At 72.1% G+C, this 24,024-nt stretch carries 24 protein-coding genes; 13 read left to right on the forward strand and 11 right to left on the reverse strand.

Annotated elements, in window-relative coordinates:
• Positions 1 to 150: 150 nt before the first annotated feature.
• On the forward strand, positions 151 to 1,791 hold the full coding sequence (locus K4S16_RS28510; protein WP_149262138.1) for an RNA polymerase sigma factor: 1,641 nt from the start codon (positions 151 to 153) through the stop codon (positions 1,789 to 1,791).
• 87 nt (positions 1,792 to 1,878) lie between these two features.
• On the opposite strand, the gene K4S16_RS28515 is transcribed toward K4S16_RS28510, so the two are convergent.
• Entirely contained in the window at positions 1,879 to 2,622 is a 744-nt protein-coding gene (locus tag K4S16_RS28515; protein ID WP_149262139.1) for a YaaA family protein, read from the reverse strand.
• A gap of 47 nt (positions 2,623 to 2,669) precedes the next feature.
• Between K4S16_RS28515 and K4S16_RS28520 the strand changes: the two genes are divergently transcribed.
• Positions 2,670 to 3,377 (forward strand): N-acetyltransferase, encoded by a 708-nt coding sequence (locus tag K4S16_RS28520; protein WP_235037125.1) that lies wholly within the window; start codon positions 2,670 to 2,672, stop codon positions 3,375 to 3,377.
• A gap of 164 nt (positions 3,378 to 3,541) precedes the next feature.
• Here the strand turns inward: K4S16_RS28520 and K4S16_RS28525 are convergent, their stop codons facing one another.
• The 3 genes from K4S16_RS28525 to K4S16_RS28535 all read right to left on the reverse strand — a co-directional run bounded on the left by K4S16_RS28525 (position 3,542) and on the right by K4S16_RS28535 (position 5,864).
• A complete protein-coding gene (locus K4S16_RS28525; protein ID WP_149262141.1) occupies positions 3,542 to 3,772 on the reverse strand; it encodes a hypothetical protein in 231 nt (76 codons plus the stop codon).
• A gap of 119 nt (positions 3,773 to 3,891) precedes the next feature.
• Complete coding sequence (locus tag K4S16_RS28530) at positions 3,892 to 4,965, reverse strand: ABC transporter permease (RefSeq protein WP_200842176.1); 1,074 nt, start codon at positions 4,963 to 4,965, stop codon at positions 3,892 to 3,894.
• On the reverse strand, positions 4,962 to 5,864 hold the full coding sequence (locus K4S16_RS28535; protein WP_149262142.1) for an ABC transporter ATP-binding protein: 903 nt from the start codon (positions 5,862 to 5,864) through the stop codon (positions 4,962 to 4,964). Before K4S16_RS28535 ends, K4S16_RS28530 begins: the two co-directional genes overlap by 4 nt.
• Before the next feature lie 211 nt (positions 5,865 to 6,075).
• Here K4S16_RS28535 and K4S16_RS28540 point away from each other — a divergent pair, with 211 nt between their 5' ends.
• The 4 genes from K4S16_RS28540 to K4S16_RS28555 all read left to right on the forward strand — a co-directional run bounded on the left by K4S16_RS28540 (position 6,076) and on the right by K4S16_RS28555 (position 10,503).
• A complete protein-coding gene (locus K4S16_RS28540) occupies positions 6,076 to 8,166 on the forward strand; it encodes a type IIA DNA topoisomerase subunit B (protein WP_149262143.1) in 2,091 nt (696 codons plus the stop codon).
• 88 nt (positions 8,167 to 8,254) lie between these two features.
• Positions 8,255 to 9,391, forward strand: a complete 1,137-nt coding sequence (locus K4S16_RS28545; RefSeq protein ID WP_149262144.1) for a sensor histidine kinase — start codon at positions 8,255 to 8,257, stop codon at positions 9,389 to 9,391.
• 16 nt (positions 9,392 to 9,407) lie between these two features.
• Positions 9,408 to 10,067, forward strand: a complete 660-nt coding sequence (locus tag K4S16_RS28550) for a response regulator transcription factor (protein ID WP_149262145.1) — start codon at positions 9,408 to 9,410, stop codon at positions 10,065 to 10,067.
• 73 nt (positions 10,068 to 10,140) lie between these two features.
• Positions 10,141 to 10,503: a hypothetical protein gene (locus tag K4S16_RS28555; protein WP_149262146.1), complete on the forward strand. Its 363-nt coding sequence runs from the start codon at positions 10,141 to 10,143 to the stop codon at positions 10,501 to 10,503.
• Between the two features lie 57 nt (positions 10,504 to 10,560).
• Here the strand turns inward: K4S16_RS28555 and K4S16_RS28560 are convergent, their stop codons facing one another.
• The gene (locus K4S16_RS28560; RefSeq protein WP_149262147.1) at positions 10,561 to 11,127 is read right to left on the reverse strand and encodes a thioredoxin family protein; all 567 of its coding nucleotides are present in this window, start codon (positions 11,125 to 11,127) and stop codon (positions 10,561 to 10,563) included.
• 52 nt (positions 11,128 to 11,179) lie between these two features.
• Here K4S16_RS28560 and K4S16_RS28565 point away from each other — a divergent pair, with 52 nt between their 5' ends.
• Together K4S16_RS28565 and K4S16_RS28570 are read left to right on the forward strand one after the other, a co-directional pair.
• Positions 11,180 to 11,542, forward strand: a complete 363-nt coding sequence (locus K4S16_RS28565) for a nuclear transport factor 2 family protein (protein ID WP_149262148.1) — start codon at positions 11,180 to 11,182, stop codon at positions 11,540 to 11,542.
• A 650-nt stretch (positions 11,543 to 12,192) separates the two neighbouring features.
• Positions 12,193 to 12,564, forward strand: a complete 372-nt coding sequence (locus K4S16_RS28570; RefSeq protein WP_149262149.1) for a hypothetical protein — start codon at positions 12,193 to 12,195, stop codon at positions 12,562 to 12,564.
• Positions 12,565 to 12,650: 86 nt separating this feature from the next.
• On the opposite strand, the gene K4S16_RS28575 is transcribed toward K4S16_RS28570, so the two are convergent.
• On the reverse strand, positions 12,651 to 15,140 hold the full coding sequence (locus tag K4S16_RS28575) for a DNA topoisomerase (ATP-hydrolyzing) subunit A (protein ID WP_149262150.1): 2,490 nt from the start codon (positions 15,138 to 15,140) through the stop codon (positions 12,651 to 12,653).
• A 183-nt stretch (positions 15,141 to 15,323) separates the two neighbouring features.
• Between K4S16_RS28575 and K4S16_RS28580 the strand changes: the two genes are divergently transcribed.
• The 5 genes from K4S16_RS28580 (at position 15,324) to K4S16_RS28600 (ending at position 20,341) form a co-directional block, all read left to right on the forward strand.
• Positions 15,324 to 16,487 (forward strand): lactate 2-monooxygenase, encoded by a 1,164-nt coding sequence (locus K4S16_RS28580; protein ID WP_149262151.1) that lies wholly within the window; start codon positions 15,324 to 15,326, stop codon positions 16,485 to 16,487.
• A gap of 62 nt (positions 16,488 to 16,549) precedes the next feature.
• Positions 16,550 to 17,821 (forward strand): alpha-amylase family glycosyl hydrolase, encoded by a 1,272-nt coding sequence (locus K4S16_RS28585; protein ID WP_149262152.1) that lies wholly within the window; start codon positions 16,550 to 16,552, stop codon positions 17,819 to 17,821.
• Between the two features lie 107 nt (positions 17,822 to 17,928).
• Positions 17,929 to 18,573: an ATP-binding cassette domain-containing protein gene (locus K4S16_RS28590; RefSeq protein WP_149262153.1), complete on the forward strand. Its 645-nt coding sequence runs from the start codon at positions 17,929 to 17,931 to the stop codon at positions 18,571 to 18,573.
• 38 nt (positions 18,574 to 18,611) lie between these two features.
• Positions 18,612 to 19,739 (forward strand): sensor histidine kinase, encoded by a 1,128-nt coding sequence (locus K4S16_RS28595; protein ID WP_149262154.1) that lies wholly within the window; start codon positions 18,612 to 18,614, stop codon positions 19,737 to 19,739.
• On the forward strand, positions 19,736 to 20,341 hold the full coding sequence (locus tag K4S16_RS28600) for a DNA-binding response regulator (protein WP_149262155.1): 606 nt from the start codon (positions 19,736 to 19,738) through the stop codon (positions 20,339 to 20,341). The genes K4S16_RS28595 and K4S16_RS28600 overlap by 4 nt, the downstream gene beginning before the upstream one ends.
• A 195-nt stretch (positions 20,342 to 20,536) precedes the next feature.
• Here the strand turns inward: K4S16_RS28600 and K4S16_RS28605 are convergent, their stop codons facing one another.
• The 5 genes from K4S16_RS28605 to K4S16_RS28625 all read right to left on the reverse strand — a co-directional run bounded on the left by K4S16_RS28605 (position 20,537) and on the right by K4S16_RS28625 (position 23,954).
• Positions 20,537 to 21,226: a class I SAM-dependent methyltransferase gene (locus K4S16_RS28605; protein ID WP_149262156.1), complete on the reverse strand. Its 690-nt coding sequence runs from the start codon at positions 21,224 to 21,226 to the stop codon at positions 20,537 to 20,539.
• A 38-nt stretch (positions 21,227 to 21,264) separates the two neighbouring features.
• Complete coding sequence (locus tag K4S16_RS28610; RefSeq protein ID WP_149262410.1) at positions 21,265 to 22,011, reverse strand: SDR family NAD(P)-dependent oxidoreductase; 747 nt, start codon at positions 22,009 to 22,011, stop codon at positions 21,265 to 21,267.
• Positions 22,012 to 22,116: 105 nt separating this feature from the next.
• Positions 22,117 to 22,698: a TetR/AcrR family transcriptional regulator gene (locus K4S16_RS28615; RefSeq protein ID WP_149262157.1), complete on the reverse strand. Its 582-nt coding sequence runs from the start codon at positions 22,696 to 22,698 to the stop codon at positions 22,117 to 22,119.
• Between the two features lie 40 nt (positions 22,699 to 22,738).
• Complete coding sequence (locus K4S16_RS28620) at positions 22,739 to 23,308, reverse strand: hypothetical protein (protein WP_149262158.1); 570 nt, start codon at positions 23,306 to 23,308, stop codon at positions 22,739 to 22,741.
• 94 nt (positions 23,309 to 23,402) lie between these two features.
• Entirely contained in the window at positions 23,403 to 23,954 is a 552-nt protein-coding gene (locus tag K4S16_RS28625) for a hypothetical protein (RefSeq protein ID WP_149262159.1), read from the reverse strand.
• Positions 23,955 to 24,024: the final 70 nt, after the last annotated feature.

The raw sequence follows: 24,024 nt of genomic DNA on the forward strand, positions 1-24,024 counted from the left end.
AGCAGTGCCAGAATGCTTGACCCAGAGAGAGCGGGTACGCTGCGGTCCCGCACCGGGAGGTCCGCTCCGTGTGTGGTCCCACCCAGTGTGAGGCCGAGCCCGTCAGGGCACTTGGGTCAACCAAGCCACACGTTCGTTCGAGAGGTATTTGTGTCGCCTGCTAGCTCGACCTCGAAAGCGTCAGATCTGCACGATCACGTCATCGCGCAACTGATCGAGCGTGGACGGTCCCAGGGTTACCTCGAAGCCGACGACGTACGACGTACGTTCGAGGAGGCCGACATCCCCGTGTCGAAGGCCTCCAGCATTCTGCGGAGCCTCAGCAAGGAGGGTGTGACCGTCATGGTGAGCGCTGCCGACTCCGCGGCGCCCAAGCGTCCGCGCAAACGCGCGACGCCGCCGGCACGCAGGCCCAAGACCGCCGCCGCCGCCAAGGAGCAGCCCGACACGGTGACGGCCGTCGTCGGCGACGACGCGCCGGAGGAGGCCGTCGCCGCGCCGCGCCCGGCGGCTCCCAAGCCCGCGCCGCCGAAGAAGGCCGCGCCGGCCAAGGGCGCCAAGGCGAAGAAGGGCGCGCCGGCGAAGAAGGCCGCCGCCCAGCCCGTCAAGGCCGCCCCCGCCGACAAGGGCGACGAGCCCGAGGTCGACGACGAGGTGGACGTCGATCTCGACGCCGACCTGACCGACCTCGAGGTCGAACTCGTCGAGGACGACACGGCCGAGGTCGAGGAGCCCGAGACCGAGGAGGAGCCCGCCCCCGCCGCGCCCGCGGCGAAGGCCGCTCCCGCAGGCAAGGGCGACACTCCCTCCGAGGAGGAGGGGTTCACCCTCGGCGACGACGACGAGGACGCGCCCGCGCAGCAGATCGCGGCCGCCGGCGCCACCGCCGACCCCGTCAAGGACTACCTCAAGCAGATCGGCAAGGTCCCGCTGCTGAACGCCGAGCAGGAGGTCGAGCTCGCCAAGCGGATCGAGGCCGGCCTGTTCGCCGAGGAGCGCCTCGCCGCCTCCGGTCCCTCGATGTCCGAGGAGGACCTCGAGGACTTCGAGTGGATCGCCGAGGACGGCCGCCGCGCCAAGAACCACCTGCTGGAGGCCAACCTCCGCCTGGTGGTCTCTCTGGCCAAGCGCTACACCGGGCGCGGCATGCTGTTCCTGGACCTGATCCAGGAGGGCAACCTCGGCCTGATCCGCGCGGTCGAGAAGTTCGACTACACCAAGGGCTACAAGTTCTCCACGTACGCCACCTGGTGGATCCGGCAGGCGATCACCCGCGCGATGGCCGACCAGGCCCGCACCATCCGCATCCCGGTGCACATGGTCGAGGTCATCAACAAGCTGGCGCGCGTGCAGCGGCAGATGCTCCAGGACCTGGGCCGCGAGCCCACCCCGGAGGAGCTGGCCAAGGAGCTCGACATGACCCCGGAGAAGGTCGTCGAGGTCCAGAAGTACGGCCGCGAGCCCATCTCGCTGCACACGCCGCTCGGTGAGGACGGCGACAGCGAGTTCGGCGACCTCATCGAGGACTCCGAGGCCATCGTCCCGGCCGACGCGGTCAGCTTCACGCTGCTGCAGGAGCAGCTCCACTCGGTCCTCGACACGCTCAGCGAGCGCGAGGCGGGCGTGGTGTCGATGCGGTTCGGCCTCACCGACGGCCAGCCGAAGACCCTGGACGAGATCGGCAAGGTGTACGGGGTGACCCGGGAGCGCATCCGGCAGATCGAGTCCAAGACCATGTCGAAGCTGCGCCACCCGTCCCGTTCCCAGGTCCTGCGCGACTACCTGGACTGACCGGCCGCGACACAGACCCGTCGACGATAGGGCCCCGGCAGTGCCGGGGCCCTATCGCGTGCTTGGAATCGTGCCGAGGACGTGTCGTCAGTCGTGCAGGACGACGTCGAGGTCGGCGCCGTTCAGTTCGACGGTGTGGCCGAGGCCGGCGACGGCCTTCACGAGTTCCTCCGGGGTGCGCGGAGAGGCGCCCGCCTTGATCAGGTCATGGGCGATCCGCCCGCGGGTGGCCTTGGCCATGTGGCTGACGACGGTCCGCTTGGCGACGCCGTCCACGAGCCGCTCCCGGAACACCCGTACGGAGACCGCCGGTCCGGGCGCCTTCCACGCCGACGCGTACGGCCCGGACCGCATGTCCACGACCAGGTCGTCGCCGAGCCGGAGGGCCTTGCGCATCGCCGGGCGCCACGACGCCCCCAGTCCTCCCGCAGGAGGTAGCGAGACCCCCATGGCGAGCCGGTAGGGCGGGACGCGGTCGGTGAGCCTCAGCGCGCCCCACAGGCCCGAGAACACGATGATCTGCCGGGCGGCGGCCTCGGCGTCCAGATCGGGCAGGTCGAGGTTGTCGTAGAGGACGCCGGTGTAGAGCCGCGCCGCCGGCAGGGTCGGCGCCTTGCGCACGGCCTTGTTGCGGGCGACGGCCTCGTCGGCCTGGCCGGGCGGAAGGCCGAGCACCTCCGCGGCGTCGGCCCGCCGGCACGCCTTCGCCAGGGCCGCGAGAACGCGTTTGCGCGTCGGGTTCAGCTCCGGGAAGCTCAGCGAGGCGAGATCGAGGGGCGGGCCGTCCCCCTCGGTGGCCTTCTTCTCCGACGGCGGCAGCAGGATGTGCACGTTCCCCCCGAAAGCGGTGACAGATGGCGCGGTCCCTGGAGAGTCGGTTGGGCGAACTGGTCGCCGAGGCGTGGCCCGCGCCGTCCGCCCAGGATATTGGCGGCTGGCTGCTGCGCCACGCCGGCGGCGTGACCAAGCGGGCCAACTCCGTCCTGCCCTTGGACGATCCCGGGGACGTGCACCGAGCGATTGAGCGGGCGGAGGGCTTCTACACCGCGCTGGGGCTCCCGACCGTGTTCTCGATGGACGCCCAGGCGCGGCCCGCAGGGCTCGACGGGGTCCTCGAAGGGCGGGGATACGACCTGGTCGACCCGACGCTCGCGATGGCGACCGAGTTGAGCGGCCCCTACGAGCGGGACGGTGTGGACATCGCGGACGCGCCGTCCATTGAGTGGCTCGATCTGTGGTGGTCGGTCGACGGCCGCTACGACCACCAGCTGCCGATGGCGGAGAAGATCCTGACCGGTGTGAGCGCCGGCTACGCATGCGCGGACGGCCTCGCCGTAGGGCGCGGCGTCCCTCAGGGGGAGTGGCTCGGCATCTACGCCATGGCCGTCGCGCCGGAAGCGCGCAGGCGGGGTCTGGGCCGGCGCGTCCTGCGGGCCCTTCTCGGCTGGGGGAGCGAGCAGGGATGCGAACGGGCGTATCTGGTGGTCGTCGAGCGGAACGCCCCCGCCAGGGCGCTGTACGAGGCGGAGGGGTTCGTGCGTGCGGCCGCCTATCACTACCGCGTGAGGAATGTCACCACAAGGTGAGAAGTCGAAGGGCGAAGCGCATCACCGCGCCGTCCCTATATGGCTACGATGTGCAATCACTCGTGCACTCAACGCAATTGTCCTCCGCATGTGCCGGAGGGAGGAATGCGAACGGCGGCCACCGTCTCCGGTGGCCGCCGCCTAGGGTCGCTCTATTTTGAGGGCTACCGCTCCTCGTCAGAAGCGACGGCCGGGGTTTCGTTCAGCCGGTCGGTCTCGTCCTGAATGTCGGCCCCGTTGGAGCGGAGGGCCTCTGCGTACTTGCGCCCGTGGTGGGCGCAGAACAGAAGGTCGCCGCCGCCTACAAGGACTGCACGGACGTAGGCCTGAGCGCCGCAGCGGTCGCATCGGTCGGCGACGGTCAGCGGCTTGGTTGGGGCAAGGGCTCCAGTCACGGCACCTTCCTCATGCTCGGGGTCGGTACTTAGGACAACATCTAACCCGACGCTGGCGTTCCCAACCTGGTTCTTCGTACGCCCACAGCAGAATGGCCCAATTAGTGACCGAGGTCACATTAGGCGGCATCCCAGCGGAACAGCCGCACCGCGACCAAGGCACCGACGACCGCGACGCCCAGCAGAACGGCGATCTGGGGCAGTGCGGAGGCCGGCCCGAGCCCCCGGCCCATCACATTGAGCATGCCCTCGTTGAGATAGCGCAGCGGGAAGATGTAGGACAGCGTCCTCATCCAGGCCGGGGAGGCGTCCAGGGGGAAGAACGAGCCGCCGAGGAACGCCATCGGCAGCACGATCAGCTGGGTCACCGCCTGCGCGGTCTCCTGCGTCTTGGCCCACGCGCCGATCACCATGCCGATCGACAGGAAGGCGAGCACGCCCGCGATCACCATCGGGATCGCCATCCACCAGGCCCCGCTGAGCTTCAGGCCGAACATCGGCAGCTGCGCCACGAGCACGAACAGCGCGAACTGGACGAGCGCCACGGCGAGGCTGACCGCCACCCGCGCGGCGAACACGGTGGGGATCGGCGCGGGGGAGAGCTGGAGGCGGCGCAGGATGCCCTTGGTGCGCCACGTGACGAGCGTCTGGGACGCCCCGAAGACGCCCGCCGACGCCAGCGCCCAGCCGAGGAGGCTCGGCGTGAAGAACTGGATGGCCTTGAGGGAGTCGTCCTCCACCTGCCGGTCGGTCACCCGGTAGGCGGGCGGCTTGCCGGACGCGGCGAGGTTCGCCGACTGGACGATCGAGTTCATCAGCCCGCGCACCGTCCCGGACTTGACCTGGTCGGCCACCGAGTAGTGGACGACCAGTTCGCCCCCGGCCTGCTCCACGACGGCGTCGGCGTCGCCCTTCTCGACCTTGCGGAGGGCGGCGGCGCGGTCGGGGGCCTTCTCGACCTTCATGACCTTGCCGAGCTCGCCGGCCCCCTGCGCCACCGCCTGGTCGATGACCGGCGCCTTCCCCACCTCCAGGACCTTCACCTTGGACGTCGACTGGTGGCCGAAGATCCCGCCGAAGACCACCAGGAACATCAGGGGGAACAGCACGGTGAAGAACAGCGCGGTGCGGTCGCGCCGGAAGCCCAGGAACATCGCCCTGGACAGGCTCTTGAAACTCTCGAACGTGCTCACGCCCTGTACTCCCGTCCGGTGAGCTCCAGAAAGACGTCCTCGAGGGTGGCGCCGCGGATCTGGACGCCGGTGAGCGCGTCCTTGGCCGCCATGGCGGCGACCACCGCGGAGGGGTCGCGGGTGGAGATGGTCAGCGAGACGCCGTCGTCGTCGGCCTCGTCCGCCCCCGGCAGGAGCCGCGCGTCCTCGACGGCGAGGACTCCGCTGGCCACGCTGATCCTGGCCGGGGCCGCCAGCCCGCGCACCAGCACCGCCGGCGGGCCGAGCCGCAGGATCCTGCCCGAGTCCATGATGGCGACGCGGTCGCAGAGGATCTCCGCCTCGTCCATGTAGTGCGTGGTCAGGACGATGGTGCGGCCGTCGGTGTTGATCGAGCGGAGCACGTCCCACAGGTTGCGGCGCGCCTGCGGGTCCAGCGCGGCGGTGGGCTCGTCCAGGAACACGAGCTCCGGGTCGTGCACGAGCGCGCACGCGATGGACAGGCGCTGCGCCTGGCCGCCCGAGAGCTTCTCGACGCGGGTGTCGGCCTTGTCGTCCAGGCCGACCAGTTCGAGCATCGCGTCGGCCTTCTTCGCCGGGACGCCGTAGAGGGAGCCGAACGTCCGCAGCTGCTCGCGCGCGGTCAGCCGCTCGAAGAACGACGACGCCTGCAACTGGACGCCGATCCTGGGGAGCAGCTTGGAGTTGCGCGGCCACGGGGGCAGGCCGAGCACGGTGAGGTCGCCCTCGTCCGCCCGCCGCAGCCCCTCGATGATCTCCAGTGTGGTGGTCTTGCCCGCCCCGTTCGGCCCGAGGATGCCGAAGAACTCGCCCTCCTCGACGGCGAACGTCACCCCGTCCACGGCCTGGACGTCTCCGTAGCGCTTGCGGAGGCCCGAGACCTCGATCGTGTGCACCATGCGAGGACAGTAGGGAGGAATCCGGCCCTCGCACACCCACCTATAGGTGGACGTTCGGGTCTGATAGTCGAAGTAGGGGTAGCCTGGCGGACCGTCCGGGCCCCGCCGCGACGACGTGCGGAACGTCGGCGGCGGCGAGCCTTTCGGTGGATTGTCGGCGTCCGGGGGTACCCTTCTGCCGACCGTCCTACCCCCGAGGAGCACACGCACGTTGACCGCCGCGACCGCCGAAGCGACAACCGAAGACCCGCACGGCTACTCCGCCCGGCACCTGTCGGTGCTGGAGGGCCTGGAGGCCGTGCGCAAGCGACCCGGCATGTACGTCGGGTCGACCGACAGCCGTGGCCTCGCGCACTGCCTGTGGGAGATCGTCGACAACTGCGTCGACGAGGCCCTCGCGGGCTACTGCACGCACATCAGCGTGACGATGCACGCCGACGGCTCCTTCGAGGTGGGCGACAACGGCCGCGGCATCCCGGTCGACCTGGAGCCCAAGACGGGCCTGCCCGGCGTCGAGCTGGTCATGACGCGGCTGCACGCGGGCGGCAAGTTCGGCGGCGTGTCCTACACGGCGTCCGGCGGCCTGCACGGCGTCGGCGCGTCCGTGGTCAACGCCCTGTCCGCGCGGCTCGACGTCGAGGTCGACCGCGACGGCCACACCCACGCGATCAGCTTCCGGCGCGGCCTGCCCGGCGAGTTCGCCGACGACGGCCGCCCGAACGCCCGGTTCAAGAAGAAGTCCGGCCTCCGGCAGACCCGCAAGGTCGCCAAGAAGACCACGGGGACCCGTGTCCGCTTCTGGCCCGACATGCAGATCTTCCTGAAGGACGCCACGGTCGAGCAGTCCCTCGTCCTCGACCGGATGCGGCAGACCGCGTTCCTCATCCCGGGCCTGACCATCGACGTCCGCGACGAGCGCGGCGAGGAGGTCGTCGACGAGACGTTCCGGTTCGACGGCGGCATCGGCGAGTACTGCTCCTACCTCGCCAAGGACGCCCCGCTCGTCGACGTGCTGCGGCTCCAGGGGCGCGGCCACTTCACCGAGACCGTCCCCGTCCTCGACGACCAGGGCCACCTCACGCCCACCGACGTCGAGCGCGACCTCGAGGTCGACATCGCGCTGCGCTGGGGCACCGGCTACGACACGATCACCAAGTCGTTCGTGAACGTGATCGCCACCCCGAAGGGCGGCACGCACGTGCGCGGCTTCGACCGCGCCGTGCTCAAGGTCGTCAACGAGCAGCTCCGCGCGACCAAGCTGCTGAAGAACGGCGACGAGGACGTCATCAAGGAGGACGTCCTGGAGGGCCTCACCGCCGTGGTGACGGTCCGCCTGCCCGAGCCGCAGTTCGAGGGCCAGACCAAGGAGGTCCTCGGCACGTCCGCGGCGACGCGCATCGTCTCCCAGGTCGTCCAGCGCGAGCTGCGCGCGATCTTCGAGAACCCGCAGCGCGGCCAGAAGCAGCCGCTGCGCGCCGTGCTGGAGAAGGTCGCCGGCGCGGCCAAGACCCGCATCGCCGCCCGCACCCAGCGCGACAACCAGCGCCGCAAGAACGCCCTGGAGAACTCCGCCCTCCCGGCCAAGCTCGTCGACTGCCGCACCGCCGACGACCGCAGCGAGCTGTTCATCGTCGAGGGCGACTCGGCGCTCGGCACCGCCAAGCTGGCCCGCGACTCCGAGTTCCAGGCGCTGCTGCCGATCCGCGGCAAGATCCTGAACGTGCAGAAGGCGTCCGTCGCCGACATGCTGAAGAACGCCGAGTGCGCCGCGATCATCCAGGTGCTCGGCGCCGGCTCGGGGCGGACGTTCGACGTCGACGCCGCCCGCTACGGCCGCGTGGTGATCCTCGCCGACGCCGACGTCGACGGCGCCCACATCCGCACGCTGCTGCTGACCCTCTTCTACCGCTACATGCGGCCGATGCTGGAGGCCGGGCGGATCTTCTCCGCCGTCCCGCCGCTGCACCGCATCGAGCTGGTCAAGCCCCGAAAGGGGCAGGACAAGTACATCTACACCTACTCCGACGCCGAGCTGCGGCAGCGGCTCGTCGAGCTGGAGCGCAAGGGCCAGCGCTGGAAGGAGCCGATCCAGCGCTACAAGGGCCTCGGTGAGATGGACGCCGACCAGCTGGCCGAGACGACGCTCGACCCCCGCCACCGGGTGCTGCGGCGCGTCCGCATCGAGGACGCCGAGGAGGCGGGCAAGGTGTTCGACCTGCTGATGGGCAGCGAGGTCGCACCGCGCCGCGCGTTCATCACCGCCGGGGCCACCGAGCTCGACGCGGAGCGCATCGACACCTGAGCGAGCGGTCTCCATCCTGAGGTGGAGACCGCGAAGTCCAGCCGGGCGCCGATCCGCGCGGGGGCCCGGGTGCCTACCGTCAGGGGGCATGAACGCCGTGAAGACCGTGGGGGGCCGTACCGCCCGTGTGGTGATCGTCGGCATCCTGCTGAGCTGGGGCCTCACCGCCTACGTCCGGGGGCTGCTCAGAGCCGACCCCGCCCCTGCCCTGCACGGCGTCGGCCTGGCCGTCGTCGTGCTCAACGTGATCATGTTCGCCCTGCTGGGGAGCGGCATCTGGCTCGGACGAGAGTACGGGGCACGGTACCGGTCCCTGGCCATCGTCCTTCTGCTGGGGGCCATCGCGGCGGCGATGGTGCTGTACGCGCTGGCTCCCGACTCGGGCAACGGGTTCTTCTTCTCCATGGCCGGGCTCTGGGCGCTGCTGATGTGGCTGCCGGTGCCGTGGGGCATCACGGTGGGCGCGCTGACGGTCGCCGCGATCGGCGGGCTGGGGCAGGCGTACGCCGCGAGCGGCGCGGACCTCGGTCTGATGGCGGCGGTCGCGGGCATCACCCTGGGCGCGCTGGCGAGCCGCCAGGGCAAGGCCGCGCAGGAGGCGACCCGCCGTGCCGAGGCGGCCAACGCCGTCCTCGCCGAGCGGTCGCGCATCGCGCGGGAGATCCACGACATCCTGGCCCACTCGCTGTCGGCGCAGATCGTCCATCTGGAGGGGGCGCGGCTGCTGCTCGCGCGGGACGGCGACCGCGTCCAGGCCCTGGACCGGGTGGAGCGCGCGCGGAACCTCGCCCGATCCGGCCTGGAGGAGACCCGGCGCGCTCTGGCCACGCTCCGCGGCGAGATACCGGAGCCCAAAGAGGTCCTCCAGGAGCTCGCCGAGGAGTTCTACGCCAGCACCGGACGCCCGTGCGACGTGCACGTGACGGGCGTGCCGCGCGAACTGCCGCCGCAGGCCGGGCTCGCGGTCGTCCGGACCGCGCAGGAGGCGCTCACCAACGTCCGCAAACACGCTCCCGGCGCGCGCGCACGGGTCGCCCTGCGCTACCTCACCGGCAAGGTGGAACTCGAAGTGACCGACACCGGCGGCACGGAGACCGTCGAGGAACTGGGCGGCGGCGGATACGGCCTCGTGGGGATGCGGGAGCGTGCGGAGTTGATCGATGGCACGCTGGTGACCGGACCGGACGGCAGGGGATTCCGCGTGTCCCTCAGCGTCCCGGCCTGAGCGGAAGGTGCGAGCGGTGAGCGACACGGCGAGGATCCTGGTGGTCGACGACCAGACCGTGGTGCGCGAGGGACTGGTCCTGCTGCTGGAACTGCTGCCCGGCATCGAGGTCGCGGGGGCGTGCGGCGACGGCGAGCAGGCGGTGGCGCTGGTCGCCGACCTGCGCCCCGACGTCGTCCTCATGGACCTGCGCATGCCGCGGATGGACGGCGTGGAGGCGACCCGCCGCATCAAGGAGGCGCACCCGGAGGTCGGGATCGTCGTCCTCACCACCTACGCCGACGACGAGTCGATCTTCGCGGCGCTGCGCGCCGGGGCCCGCGGGTACCTCACCAAGGACGCCGGCGCCGACGAGATCGCCCGCGCCGTCGCAGCCGTCCGCGAGGGAGGGTCCCAGCTCGACCCGGCCGTCCAGCGCCGCCTGGTCGAGGCCGTGGCCGTCGGGGACGCCCCCCGCCGCGCCTCGGGCGGCCGGCTGCCGGACGGCCTGACCCGCCGCGAGGCGGAGGTTCTCACGCTCATCGCCCAGGGGCGCTCCAACGCCGAGATCGCCGGCGACCTGTTCATCTCCGAGGCGACCGTCAAGACGCACATCAACAACCTGTTCGCCAAGGCCGGCCTCCGGGACCGGGCCCAGGCCGTGACCTACGCCTTCCGGCACGGCCTCAGCGGATGATCTTCGGTCAGCGTCCGGCAAGGGCCTGGTCAAGGCCCGCTCCGGCACGCTCGCGCGGCCCCAGCATGGGACGGTGCTCAGAACCTGCATGATCGCGGAGTACCTGCGCCCGTACGCGCAATGGCGGATCAACCGCCCCGATCCCTGCGACGACGGCCGCAACGCCCGCGCCGCGATCGGCCTCATCGACGCGGCCGCCTACGTGGGGCAGCTGGACGACAGCGAGCGCGTCATCGTCCGCATGGCCGTCGCCGGCTGCTTCACCCTCGGCCGCTTCAACCCGGGCGCGGAGGGCGAGAAGATCATCCGCTTCTGGCACTACGACGACGCCTCCCAGGGCCCGGCCGAGCTCCTCGAAGCCCTGGCCGACTGCGCCGAGCGCGGCCTGGGTGCCCCTGCGCCGCGCCCCCGCGAGGGCCAGACCACGATGGCGTAACTCCTGCGGTGTGATTCAAACGGTGTGATTCGGGCGGTGTGGTTACACCCCGCGTAATTACACGGGTTCGTTGCCGGGCTTCCACTTGATGCCGCAGCCGAGGCTGGGCGTGTGCGGCTCGGGGACGTCCTTCCCGGCCAGAACCAGGTCCAGTGCGGCCCTGAGCGAGGCCCCGTCGGCCTCGACGTCGTTGCGCGGTCTCGCCCCGTCGAACTCGCCCCGGTAGGCAAGCGCGCGCTCCCGGTCGTAGAGGAAGAAGTCGGGCGTGCATGCGGCCTTGAACGACTTGGCGGTCTCCTGCGACTCGTCCATCAGGTAGGGGAACCGGAACCCGGCCCTCTTCGCCTGCTCCCGCAGGTGATCGGCGCCGTCGTCGGGATAGTTCGAGACGTCGTTGCTGCACACGGCGACGGTGGCCAGCCCCTTGTCCGCGTACTCGGCGGTGAGGGCGCCTATCCCGTTCTCGATCCGCCTGACGTAGGGGCAGTGGTTGGACAGGAAGACCACCAGGAGGGCCGCCGCATTGGGGAAGTCGCCGTCCGAGACGACCCCGCCCTCGACGGAGGGGAGCCGGAACGCGGGTACTGGGGAACCGAGCGGGACCATGAACGATGCGATAGCCATGACCCCATTCTGGTCCACCGACAACCAAGCGATCGCTTGCTAGGCTGCCCCCATGCCCTCCCAGGACCACATGAAGCAGGCGCTCCAGACCTACGTCGACGCCTTCAACGCGGCCGACGCCGCGACCGTTTGCGGCCTCTACGCCGACGACGCCGTCATCGAGGACCCGGTCGGCCACCCCCCGATGGCCGGCCGCGCCGCCATCGAGGAGTTCTACACCAACGCCGTCGCCAGCGGCGCCAAGCTCGCCCTCGAAGCGCCCATCCGCGGCTCCCACGGCGACCGCGCCGCCATGGCCTTCACCGTCGACGTCCCCGGCATGCGCATCCGCGCCATCGACGTCATGACCTTCAACGCCGAAGGCAAGATCATCCGTATGGAGGCCCACTGGGGCCCCGACGACATCGAGACCTGACCGGCCCCGCCGAGCGGCCTTCCCCGCGGACGTCCGCGCAGGCGCCGGCACCGCGGTCGGTGGACTCGGCCGCTACCGGGTCTCTACGGCCTCGGACCCGCGAGCGGACGCGCGGGGACGCCGTCGCGGTGCGCCGCGCCGGAACGGTGCGCCGCCGCCAGGGCCAGAGCGCCGAGGACGATGAGGGCCCAGCCGCCCGAGGCGGGTTCCAGTACCGAGATCGGGACGCCGAGGGCTTAGTCGCGCGGGGCGTGCCCCGCTTCGTGAGTTTGATCTCGCTCTGGGGTGGGCGGAGTTGGGCCAAGGTCTCGCTGCTGGTCCGGCGCATTCGGGGCCTGACGTCCGAAGCCGGGCCGGGCGGGGCTGCACGGGTGACTGGCCGCATTCGGACAGGTGCACTCTGTAATGAACCAACTACTGCAGGTGAGAGCCGCTGTGGAGCGGGCGGCGCGTTTCCGCAATCCAGATTGTGCACTCTCCGTAATCACATGAGGTGGACGAGGCTCTAGAAGCCGAGCGTGACTTGTTGAACACTCGTTGTGTTCAACCCCTCACCGGTTTCCCCCGCCACTCTCGTCCCGAGCACCCCCCGCGTCTCCGGGGGCGATCGGGCGCCGGCGGTGCGGGAACCACCGTCGAAGGAGAGCGCAATGCCGTCGATCAAGACCACCGCTCTGGCCCTGGCCGCGACCGCCGCAGCGACCGGCCTCGCCACGGCCGGCGTGGCCAGCGCCCAGAGCGCCCAGTCCCCCTCTCGGCCGGCCGCGCACCGGGCCGCCGCCGTTCCGCCGGGCTACCAGCTCGTGACCCTGGCGAACGCCAACGTCCCCAACTTCCAGCGCCGTGTCGTCTGGTGCCCGCCCGGCAAGCACGTCCTCGGCGGCGGCGGGGAGGCGCGCGGCAACGGCGCCATCCTCGTCGGCTCGTTCCCGACCGACGACGCCCGCGGGTGGATCGTGCTCGGCCGCCAGACCGGCTTCAACGACGTCGGCATCAGCGCCTTCGCGATCTGCGCCGACTGACGTCCCGACCTTCCGCCGGTCCCTTCCGCCAGCACGGCGGACGGCGGAACGCAGAGGCCCCGGGCGACCGCCCGGGGCCTCTCGCGTCACTCTTCGGGGGTGTCCTCCTCGGGAGGCGGCGGGCCCAGCGGGCCGCTGATCGCGGTCAGCGGCTTGTCGAGCTTCTCGCCGGAGCCGTCGCGGCGGCCCAGCGCGACGTTGAGCATCGCCGGCTTCCCGTTGGCGGCCGCCGCGCGGAGCGGTGTCGGGGCCGCCCACGCCTGGATCAGCACGTCCTCGCCCTTGAGGAAGCGGTGGGCGCGGACGCCGCCGGTCGCGCGGCCCTTGGCCGGGAAGTCGGCGAAGTCGGCCAGCTTGATCGCGCCGGTCTGGGTGCCGGGCAGCGCCGAGGACGAACCCGAGATCGTGATGACGCGGGCCTCGCGGGCCGGGTCGAGGGCGCCGAACCACAGGACGCTCGCACCCGCGCCGAGCTTGATGCCCGCCATGCCGCCGGCGGCCCGGCCCTGCGGACGGACGAGGGACGCCGGGAAGTGCAGGAGCTGGGCGTCGGTGGTGATGAAGACGAGGTGCTGCTCTTCGCTCAGCAGCTGCACGGCGCCGATCACCCGGTCGCCGTCCTTGAGGCCGATGACCTCGAACTCGTCGCGGTTGGCGGGGAAGTCGGGGACCACCCGTTTGACCACGCCCTGGGCGGTGCCCAGCGCAAGGCCGCCGCCCTCCTCGCCGACGGACGCGATGCCCACGATCGTCTCGTCCGGCTCCAGATCGACGTACTCGGTGATCGGCGCCCCGCCCGCCAGGGACGGCGGCGTCGCGGACGGCGGCAGCGTCGGCAGGTCGAGGACGTCGATGCGGATCATCCGGCCCAGGGACGTCACCGCGCCGATCTGGCCGCGGGCCGTGGCGGGCACGACCGAGGTCAGGACGTCGTGCGCGGCGCGGGGCCCGCTGTCGGGCAGGGGCGACGCGTCGTGCGTGCGGGCCAGGAGGCCGGTGGTGGAGAGCAGCACCGTGCACGGGTCGTCGGCCACCTCAAGGGGCACGGCCTCCGCGGCGGTGTGGCCCGAGGACTCCAGCAGGATGGTGCGGCGCGGGGTGGCGAACTCCTTGACGACCTCGCCCATCTCCTTGGAGACGACGCCGCGCAGCTTCCGCTCCGACTCGAGGATGGCGGTCAGCTTGGCGATCTCCTTGGCGAGCTGCTCCTTCTCCTTCTCCAGCTCCAGGCGGTCGAAGCGGGTGAGGCGGCGCAGCGGGGTGTCGAGGATGTACTGCGCCTGGATCTCCGACAGCTCGAAGATCTGCATGAGGCGCTGCTTGGCCTGGGCGGCGTCGTCGCTCTGCCGGATGACCTGGATGACCTCGTCGATGTTCAGCAGGGCGACGAGCAGGCCGTCCACGAGGTGGAGGCGGTCCTCGCGCTTCTTGCGCCGGAAGAGCGAGCGCCTGCGGACGACGTCGATGCGGTGGTCGATGTAGACCTGGAGCAGGTCGCGCAGGCCGAGCGTACGGGGCTGGCCGTCGACCAGGGCGACGTTGTTGATGCCGAACGTCTCCTCCATCGGCGTCAGCCGGTAGAGGTCGGCGAGGACGGCCTCGGGGTTGAAACCGTTCTTGATCTCGATGACCAGGCGGAGCCCGACGGTGCGGTCGGTGAGGTCCTTCAGGTCGGCGATCCCCTGGATCTTCTTGGCGTTGACCAGTTCCTTGATCTTGGCCTTCACGCGCTCGGGGCCGACGGCGTAGGGCAGCTCGCTGACGATGATGCCCTTGCGGCGCGGCGTGACGTTCTCGATGGAGACCGTGGCGCGGGTGCGGAACGTCCCCCGGCCGCGGTCGTAGGCGTCGCGGATGCCGTCCAGGCCGACGATCTTGCCGCCGGTGGGCAGGTCGGGCCCGGGGACGAAGCGCATCAGCTCCTCGAGCGTGGCGTCCGGGTGGTCGATCAGGTGCCGGGCCGCGGCGACGACCTCGCCGAGGTTGTGCGGCGCCATGTTCGTGGCCATCCCGACCGCGATGCCGGACGCGCCGTTGACCAGCAGGTTCGGGAACGCGGCGGGCAGCACCTCCGGCTCCTGCTCCTGCCCGTCGTAGTTGGGGCGGAAGTCGACGGTGTCCTCGTCGATCGAGGCGACCATCAGCATCGCCTCGCGGGACATCCGCGCCTCGGTGTACCGCATGGCGGCGGGCAGGTCGTCGCCGCCGAGCGAGCCGAAGTTGCCGTGCCCGTCCACGAGCGGCATCCGCATCGCCCAGGGCTGCGCCATCCGCACCATCGCGTCGTAGATGGCGCTGTCGCCGTGCGGGTGCAGCTTGCCCATGACCTCGCCGACGACGCGGGCGCACTTGACGTGCCCGCGGTCGGGGCGCAGCCCCATCTCGTTCATCGAGTACAGGATCCGGCGCTGGACGGGCTTCATCCCGTCGCGCGCGTCGGGAAGCGCCCGCTGGTAGATCACCGAGTAGGCGTACTCGAGGAAGCTGCCGCGCATCTCGTCGGAGACGTCGACGTCGACGATGTTCTCCTCGAAGTCCGGCGGAGGAGGAGGGGCTTGGGATCCGCGTCGTGCCATGCCCCACATTGTGGCCGGTCCCGGGGACATCTTTCGCCCACCCCACCGGGTGTTCCGGGCAACTCGGCGGATCGATCCCGTTTCGTCACCTCCGCGGACCTGGCAGATTGAGCACGGACCGTTTCGGTTCTCCCGCCCGGAAGTCCCACGGCGCGGAGGTCCGTCGAGCAGGTGGAGGTTTCGTTGAGCGGGCTGGCCGACTTCCAGAACTCGATCTATCTGCAGGGGCTCGGGGACGTCCTGCCGGCGCTGCCCACGGACCTGACGAGGCTGGAGGGCCTCGCCGAGCGGTCGCTGTCGGCGCGGGCGTTCGGCTATGTGGCCGGGTCGGCGGGCAGCGAGGCGACCGCGCGGGCGAACCGGGCCGCGTTCGACCGGTGGCGGATCGTCCCGCGCATGCTGCGGGACGTCGCCGAGCGCGACCTGTCGGTGACCGTGCTCGGCACCCCGATGCCGTCGCCGGTCCTGCTCGGCCCCATCGGCGTGCAGTCGATCTTCCATCCGGACGGCGAACTGGCGGTCGCGCGGGCGGCCGCGGCGGAGGGCCTGCCGATGGTGCTGAGCACCGCCGCCTCCTACAGCATCGAGGAGGTGGCGGAGGCGAACGGGGACGGGCCGCGCTGGTACCAGCTGTACTGGCCGAAGGACCGGGAGCTCGCCGTCAGCTTCCTGGAGCGGGCGAAGGCGGCCGGCTACACCGCCCTCGTCGTCACCCTCGACACCTTCACGCTGGCGTGGCGTCCGCGCGACCTCGACCAGGCGTACCTGCCGTTCCTGCGCGGGATCGGTGTCGCGAACTACTTCAGCGACCCGGTCTTCCAGAAGGCCGTCGGCGGGCCGGTGACGGAGGCCAACCGCGACATGGCGATCCTGCACTGGGTCGCCAACTTCGGAAATCCCTCCCTGACCTGGGACGACCTGGTCTTCCTGCGCGAGCACTGGGACGGTCCCATCGCGCTCAAGGGCATCCAGCACCCCGACGACGCCCGCCAGGCCGTGGACGCCGGCATGGACGCCGTCATCGTCTCCAACCACGGCGGGCGCCAGGTGGACGGCGCCGTCGCCTCGCTGGACGCGCTCCCCGGCGTGGTCGACGCGGTCCGCGACCAGGCCACGGTCCTGTTCGACAGCGGGATCCGGACCGGAGCGGACATCGCCAAGGCGCTCGCCCTCGGCGCCAAGGCCGTCCTGGTGGCGCGCCCGTACGCGTACGGGCTGGCGCTGGGCGGCCAGGCCGGCGTCCAGCACGTGCTGCGCTGCCTCCAGGCCGAACTGGAACTGACCATGGCGCTGTCCGGCATCAAGCGCCCGGACGAGCTGACCCCGGATACCCTCGTGCGCGCGTAACCGGCGCCCAGAGCCGAGGCCCCACCGGACTTTTGCAGGCGATAGCGGGTAGGGAGACGCGCATGCGCTGGCCCGATCATGTCATCTGGTGGCACGCCTACCCCCTCGGCTTCGTCGGTGCCGAACGCGCGGCCGCGACCGCCCCGGAACCGCGGCTGGGGCGGATCGGCGACTGGCTCGACCATCTGGTCGGGCTCGGCTGCAACGGGCTCGCGCTCGGCCCAGTGTTCGCGTCCGAGACGCACGGCTACGACACCGTCGACCACTTCCGGGTCGATCCCCGGCTCGGCGGCGAGGACGATCTGCGGCGCCTGATCGACGACGCGGCCCGGAAGGGAGTGCGCGTGCTGCTCGACGGCGTCTTCAACCACGTCGGGCGCGGGTTCGGGCCGTTCGCCGATGTCGCCGCCAAGGGCGACGCCTCCCCGTACAGGAAGTGGTTCCACGACGACCTGCGCACGTTCGAGGGGCACGACCGCCTCGTGACCCTGAACCACGCCGAACCCGAGGTCGCCGATTACGTCACCGAGGTCATGACCCACTGGCTGGAGCGCGGCATAGACGGATGGCGCCTCGACGCCGCCTACGCCGTTCCGCCGGAGTTCTGGCATACGGTCACAGACCGCGTGCGCGCGCGCTTCCCCGACGCCTGGTTCGTCGGCGAGGTCATCCACGGCGACTACGCGAGCCTCGTGCGGCAGAGCGGATTCGACTCCGTCACCCAGTACGAGCTGTGGAAGGCCATCTGGAGCTCACTGAACGACCGGAACTTCTTCGAACTGGCGCACGCCCTCGACCGCCACAACGGAATGCTGGCCACCTTCGCCCCGCAGACCTTCCTCGGCAACCACGACGTGACCCGCATCGCCACGCGGCTGACCGACCGACGCGACCTAGCCCACGCGCTCGTGGTCCTCATGACCGTCGGCGGTGTCCCGTCCGTCTACGCGGGGGACGAGTTCGCCTTCGAAGGCGTCAAGGAGGAGCGCGAAGGCGGGGACGACGCCATCCGCCCGGAGTTCCCTCCGCATCCCGGCGACGTTCCCGGTCACGGCGACGTCCACCACCGCCTCTACCAGGACCTGATCGGCGTGAGACGGCGCCACCCGTGGCTCGTCCGGGCGCAGACCACGGCGGAGACCTTGACCAACACGGCTTTCTCCTACACCGTGGGGGACGGCCAAGAGCGGCTGGGAGTCGTCCTCAACACGGGCGAAGAGCCCGCCAAGGTCGGCCTGCCCGCCGCCGGCTGGACGTGCGCGGCCGGCGACGCGGCCTTCACCGCGGACGGCGCCGTCGTCCCGCCCGCCGGGTGGGCGATCGCCGAACCCTGACACGGTGGACCCCTGACATATGTCACGGGTCATCCCTGCGATCTTCATGATCGTTTCCTGACGTCCGTGACTGCACGCCCGCCCGGCCGCCGGACAGCATGGATGCCATGAAGGCACCTGTGATCGAGGTACGCGACCTGGACCTGAACGAGGCCGTCCGCAACGTCTCGTTCACCGTGGCGCGGGGGGAGGTCTACGCGCTGCTGGGCCGCTACGGCTCCGGCAAGACGGCCCTTCTGGAGATCCTCGCGGGGCTGCGCCGCCCCACCGGCGGCGCCGTCCGGATCCGCGGCGCCGACCCCTACGCCGACCGGGACGCCGCCCGCGCCGGGGCCGTCTGGCGCGACGGCGGCCTCTTCCCCGGGCTGACCGTCGCCGAGGTGGTCGACACCTGGCGGCGCTGGACCCTCGACCCGCTCACCCGCGACCGGGCGCTGCGCCTGGCCCGGCTCACCCGCCTCGCCGACGTGCCGTTCGAGCGGCTGACCGCGGGGCAGCGGCGCCTGCTCGACCTGGCGCTGGCCCTGGTCGGACGGTCGGACGTGCTCGTCCTGGACGAGCCCACCGCCGGGCTCGACACCGCGGCGGCACGCGAGGTGTGGTCGGTCCTGCGGGCGCTCGCCGCGGACGGCGTCGCGGTGGTGGTCACGACCCGCGATCCGGACGAGGCATGCCGCGCCGACCGCGTCGGCGTCCTGGACGAGGGCCGCCTGGTCACCGGGCGGGACGCCGCCCGCCTCCGCGCGGCCTGAGCCCCCGCAGCCCCTTGACGGCCGCATACGCTGGGCGCGTGCAGCCCAGGATCCCGCGCCCCACCGTCATCGCCGCGATCATCGTGGGGATGACGGTGCTGACGCTCGCGGGGTTCCTCCTGCCGGCGCTCTGGTACGAGACCGTCGACCGGCGGGACGCCGGACGCCTCCTCCTCGCCCTCGCCGGAGCCGGCGCCGCCTTCGCCCTCTACGCCCGCCTCCTCTGGCAGAACCTGATGCGCCGCACCGCCCCCGCGCACAGGCTCGGGCTCGCCGCGATCGCGGCGATCTGCTGGGCGCTGCCCCCGCTGCTCGGCACCGGGCAGGGCTGGGGCAACGCGCTCCTCGTCCCGGCCGGGCTGATCGCCGTCGTCCTCCCGGTGCGGGAGGCGATCGCCGTGACGGCGGCGGCGACCGTCCTGACCCCCGTCTACGGCGTCCTCCTCGGGCTCCCCGCGCTGACCGTCCTGTACGAGGTGACGGGCGTGCCGCTCGGTGCCTTCTCCGGGTACGTCACGGTCTGGCTGTTCCACGTGGTGCAGGAGCTCAGGGAGGCGCGCGCGGAACTGGCCCGGTCCGCGGTGGGGGAGGAGCGCCTCCGCTTCGCCCGCGACCTGCACGACGTCCTCGGCCACAGCCTCCAGGCCGTCGCGCTGCGCGCCGAGGTCGCCGAACGGTTCCTCGAACGCGACGACGGCCGCGTCCGCAAGGAGCTCACCGAGATCCAGACGATGGCGCGGGACGCGGTGCGGGACGTGCGCGAGGTCGTCCGCGGCTACCGCGCCACGTCCCTGCGCACCGAGCTGGACGGCATGTCCGCCGTGCTGCGCGCCGCCGGGATCCGCTGCGAGCGCCCCGAGGTGTCGCCGGACCTGCCCGCCCACGTCCACGAACCGCTCGGCTGGGTCGCCCGCGAGGCCGCCACCAACGTCCTGCGGCACTCCAGCGCCACCTGGTGCGAGATCACCGTCCGGTCCGGCCGCGACGGCGTCCGGCTGGAGATCGTCAACGACGGCGCCGCGCGCCGCGCCGCCGGGGACGCCGGCAGCGGCCTGGCCGGGCTCGCCGAGCGGATCGCCGCCGCCGGCGGCGTCTTCCGGGCGGGCCCCGCGGGCGACGGGACGTTCCGGGTGACGGCCGCCGTCCCCGCGAAGGGAGACGCATGATCCGCGTGCTGCTGGCCGACGACCACCTCCTGATCAGGGAGGCGCTCGTCCTGCTCCTGGAGACCGAGGACGGCATCGAGGTCGCCGCCGACGTGGGGCGCGGCGACGAGGCCGTGGAGCGCGCGCTCGCCCTGAAACCGGACGTCGCCGTCCTCGACATCGACATGCCGGGCCTCGACGGCCTCGCCGCCGCCGAGCGCCTGTCCCGCGAGCTGCCCGGCTGCCGCCTGGTGATCGTGACCGCGCACGGCCGCCCCGGCAACCTGCGCCGCGCGATGGCCGCCGGCGTCCGCGGCTTCCTCGGCAAGGACACGCCGGGCCGCCGGCTCGCCCAGGTCATCCGGCAGGTCGCGGAGGGCGCCCGCTACATCGACCCCCAGCTCGCCGCCGACGCCCTCGCCGCCGAGGAGTGCCCCCTCACCCCGCGCGAGCTCGACACCCTCCGCGCCGCCGCCGACGGCGCCCCCGTCTCCCGCATCGCCCGCACCCTCGGCCTGTCCGAGGGCACCGTCCGCAACTACCTGTCCGCCGCCGTCACCAAACTCGGCGCCGACAACCGCCACACCGCCGCCCGCACCGCCAAAGACTTGGGCTGGCTCTAGTTCATTGCATTTTTCTCCTCCTTCGGGCCTTGAAGGCCCTCCATCGTCGAAAAACGCGGGCGATCGCTGGCATCGCTCCGGCTCGCCTTGGCGGCTCGCTGCGCGATCAGATTCTTGCTTCGCTCGAATCTGCCTTCGGACGCGATCGCAGCCATTCAGGTTGTTGCGGGGTTGCGGTGGGGCTGCGAGGCCTGTTCAGCGGCGGGCCAGGACCAGGGAGCCGCGCTTCGTGACCGGGAGTGGGGTGTTCAGGTGGGTGGCGGCCTCGGTGGCCTGGGGGCGGGGGACCTGGCGGGCGATCAGGTAGTCGCGGACGGCGGCCTGGTCGGGGAGGGTGATCAGCGGGGCGTCCCAGCGCTCCACCTCGACCTCGCCGAAGACCTCGCCGACGCGGGTCGGGGCGTCCTCGGCGTCGAACGGGGTCGGCTCGGGGCGCCACACCGGCGCCAGTTCGGGGCTGTCCGTCCGGCAGATCGCGGTGGCCAGGAGGAGGCCGCCCGGGGCGAGGACGCGGCGGGCCTCGCGGAGCGCCCGCTCCGGGTCGTCCAGCAGGGGGAGCAGGTTCACGGCGACGGCGGCGTCGAACGTCGCGTCCCGGAACGGCAGGCGCAGCGCGTCGGCCCGCACCCGCGGCGCCGGATGGGCGGAGACGAGCTCGCCGGACACGTCCAGCCCCACGAGCCCGAACGGCGGCGGGTGGGGGAGGGCGTCGCTGAGGGCGCCCTCCCCGCAGCCGATGTCCAGGACGCGGGACGCGCCGGACCCGAGCAGCTTCGAGGCGATGTGGTCGTGCAGGCTCCGCGCCCCGATCAGGTACTTCCTGGTGACCCTGGCGGCGAGGCGGAAGCGTTCAGGGCCGGAGTCGTGGTCGGGTGAGAGGGCCATGCAGTGAGCATTCCCGGTGAGCCGCCCGGAAAGCGTCTTCAGGCGGTGACGCCTCCGTCGACGACCAGGTCGTGGCCGACCACGTGGGACGCGGCGTCCGAGGCCAGCCACAGGATGGTCTCGGCCACCTCCGCGGTGTCGGCGACGCGGCCGGACGGCGTGGCGCGCATCCGCTCCGCGCGCTCGGCGGGCGTCTCGCCGGGCAGGAGCGACATCGGGGTGTCCGTGGCGCCCGGGCTGACGGCGTTGACGCGGACGCCGTCGGCGACGTGGTCGAGGGCCGCGGTGCGGGTGAGGACGCTGACCGCCGCCTTGGACGCCGCGTAAGCCGCGAGGCCGGGGCGGCGCCCGTGCGCGCCGATGTTGGAGGAGACGTTGACGACCGCTCCGCCGCCGTGGGCGCGCATGTGGGCGATCTCGTGCTTCATCGACAGGAACACGCCGGTCAGGTTCACCGCCAGGACCTCGTCCCAGGCGGCGGTGTCGATGTCGGCGACGGGCCCGGCGGCGCCGAGGATCCCGGCGTTGTTGACGGCGACGTGGAGGGCGCCGTGGCGGCCCGCGACCGTCTCGACCATCGCGGCGGCCGAGGCCGGGTCGGTCACGTCCGCGACGACGTGGTCGGCCCGCTCCGAGCCGATCTCCTTAACGGCCTCGGCCAGCGCCGCCGCGTCGCGTCCGGCCAGGACGACGGTCGCGCCCTCGCGGGCGAAGGCGTGCGCGGTGGCGCGGCCGATGCCGCGCGCGCCGCCGGTGATGAGGACGATCTTGCCGTCGAATCGCATCGTCTGCACTCCTGAATATTGGATCGATCGGTCTTGAATAAGGGCCGAAAGAAGCCCCGCCGGAAGGCGGGGCGGTGCCGGTCGGCGCCGGCCGTCGAGGGGCGGTCAGGCGAGGAGGGCCGCGGCCTGCCGGGTCGCGTCGCGCAGGCGGTCGTCGTCGGGGGCGGCCCGGCCGAGGACGCGCATGCCCTGGAAGAGGACGAGCAGGAGCCGGGCCAGCGCGCGCGGGTCCCGGTCCGGGGGCAGCTCGCCCTGGGCCCGCGCGCGGGTCAGCGCCGTGGTGAGCGACGCCTCCAGGAAGGTCCAGCTCGACTCCACGAGCCGCGCCGCCTCGGGGTCGCGCGCGGCCAGTTCGACCGCCGTGTTCACTACGAGGCAGCCGCGCCGGGGCCGGCCGCGCGCCGACTCCTCGGCGTAGCGCTCGATCAGCTCCCGGACCGCGGGCAGCACCGGCCCGGGCTGCGACAGCGCCTCGGCGATCTTCGGGTCGGTGTCCCGGAGGTAGCGTTCGAGGGCCTTCAGGAACAGCTCGCGCTTGCCGCCGAACGTCGCGTAGACGCTGGCCCGGGCGATGCCGAGATGGGCCACGAGGTCGGCCATGGAGGTCGCCTCGTAGCCGCGCTCCCAGAACAGTTCCAGCGCGCGCTGCAGCGCGGCGTCCGGATCGAACTCCTTCGTCCGTGCCATGCGGACGACGGTAGGGGATTCAAGAACGAACGGTCAAGTATCAGGCCCGCGAAGCCGCCGGGACGGACGGACGGTCCAGGTCCATGACGTCCAGCACCGAGTCGTCGGCGGCGAGCGCCTCCACGACCGGTCCGCGGCGGGCGCCCCAGACCACGACGACGTGGCCGTGCTCGGGGACGTCCAGGATCCGCTTGCCGACCCGCACCCGCGCGACCTCGGCCGAGGCCCGCAGCCGCGCCTCGTTGACCCACTTGGCGCCCCACGGCAGCAGCCGGTTGGCGTTGCGCACCGTCCGGCCGGACCCGTACTTGAGCAGGTGGCGCCCCATCTCGCCGGACGAGCGGCGGGCCAGCGGCTCGGCGGGGGCCGAGCCGCCCGCGCCGCCCAGCTCCATCCACTCGCCGTCGCGGCGATGGAACGTCCAGCCCTCGATGAACGCGGAAGCGGGGTCCGCCCACTGGTAAAGGAACGTGACAACGGCGATGTCGCCGTCCTTGTCGAGTCCGAGCGGAAGGTAGTCCTGGCCCTCGGTGAAGCGGGCGGGAGCGGGGACGGGGAGGCCGTCCCGGAGGAGCCGCAGGCACTCCTCGTGCACCTCGTGGTCGTTCATGATGGGGGACCTCTGATCGTGCAGGCAGGGCAAAGGGCCCTCCCGCGAGAGGGCCCCACGTGGCATTCACTCTAGAGGTCCGGCTCGTCTGGTTTCACCCGTCTGGCGTACTCCCGACAGCCCTTTGCCATCCGTCCTTCATCTCGTGGTCGATCGCGGGCCCGCGGAAGGCGGACGCCCGCGCCGCGAGGACCGCGCACAGGGCCGCCAGCGGCAGCTCCACTCCCGCCGCCAAGGCGATCGCCGCCGTCCGCTCCGCGCCGGGCGTGGCGGTCATCACGTCGAACCACGCGTCGACGGCCAGCAGCGTCCCCGCGGCGGCGGCGCACAGCCCGTGGCGCGGATCGCGGCGGACGAGCAGCACACCGGTGCCGAGCAGCGCGGCGGCCTCCATCGCGTCCAGCCCCACCCAGGCCGCGGACCAGTTCGACACCACGGCCGTGGACGGCATGGTGGCGGCGAGCATCCACATCCAGGGCACCAGCGCGGCGGCGCCCCCCACGAACGCCCAGCCGAGCCGCCGGCTCCCCGCCGTCCGCCGGGCGGCGGGGGCGGGCGGCCCAGTGCGTCCGCGGCGCGGACGGTGCCGGGGGGCGATCCCGAGGCGGGACGAGGAGGGAGCGAGGCCGGGGACGGCGGCGACCATGGGGAACTCCTGGGGGGAGGGGTGCGCATCCGCTTCCCGGATGCCTGATCAAAAGCCTGACCGGAAACCG

It is taken from the genome of Actinomadura sp. K4S16 (genome assembly GCF_008327685.1).
Classification (GTDB): domain Bacteria; phylum Actinomycetota; class Actinomycetes; order Streptosporangiales; family Streptosporangiaceae; genus Spirillospora.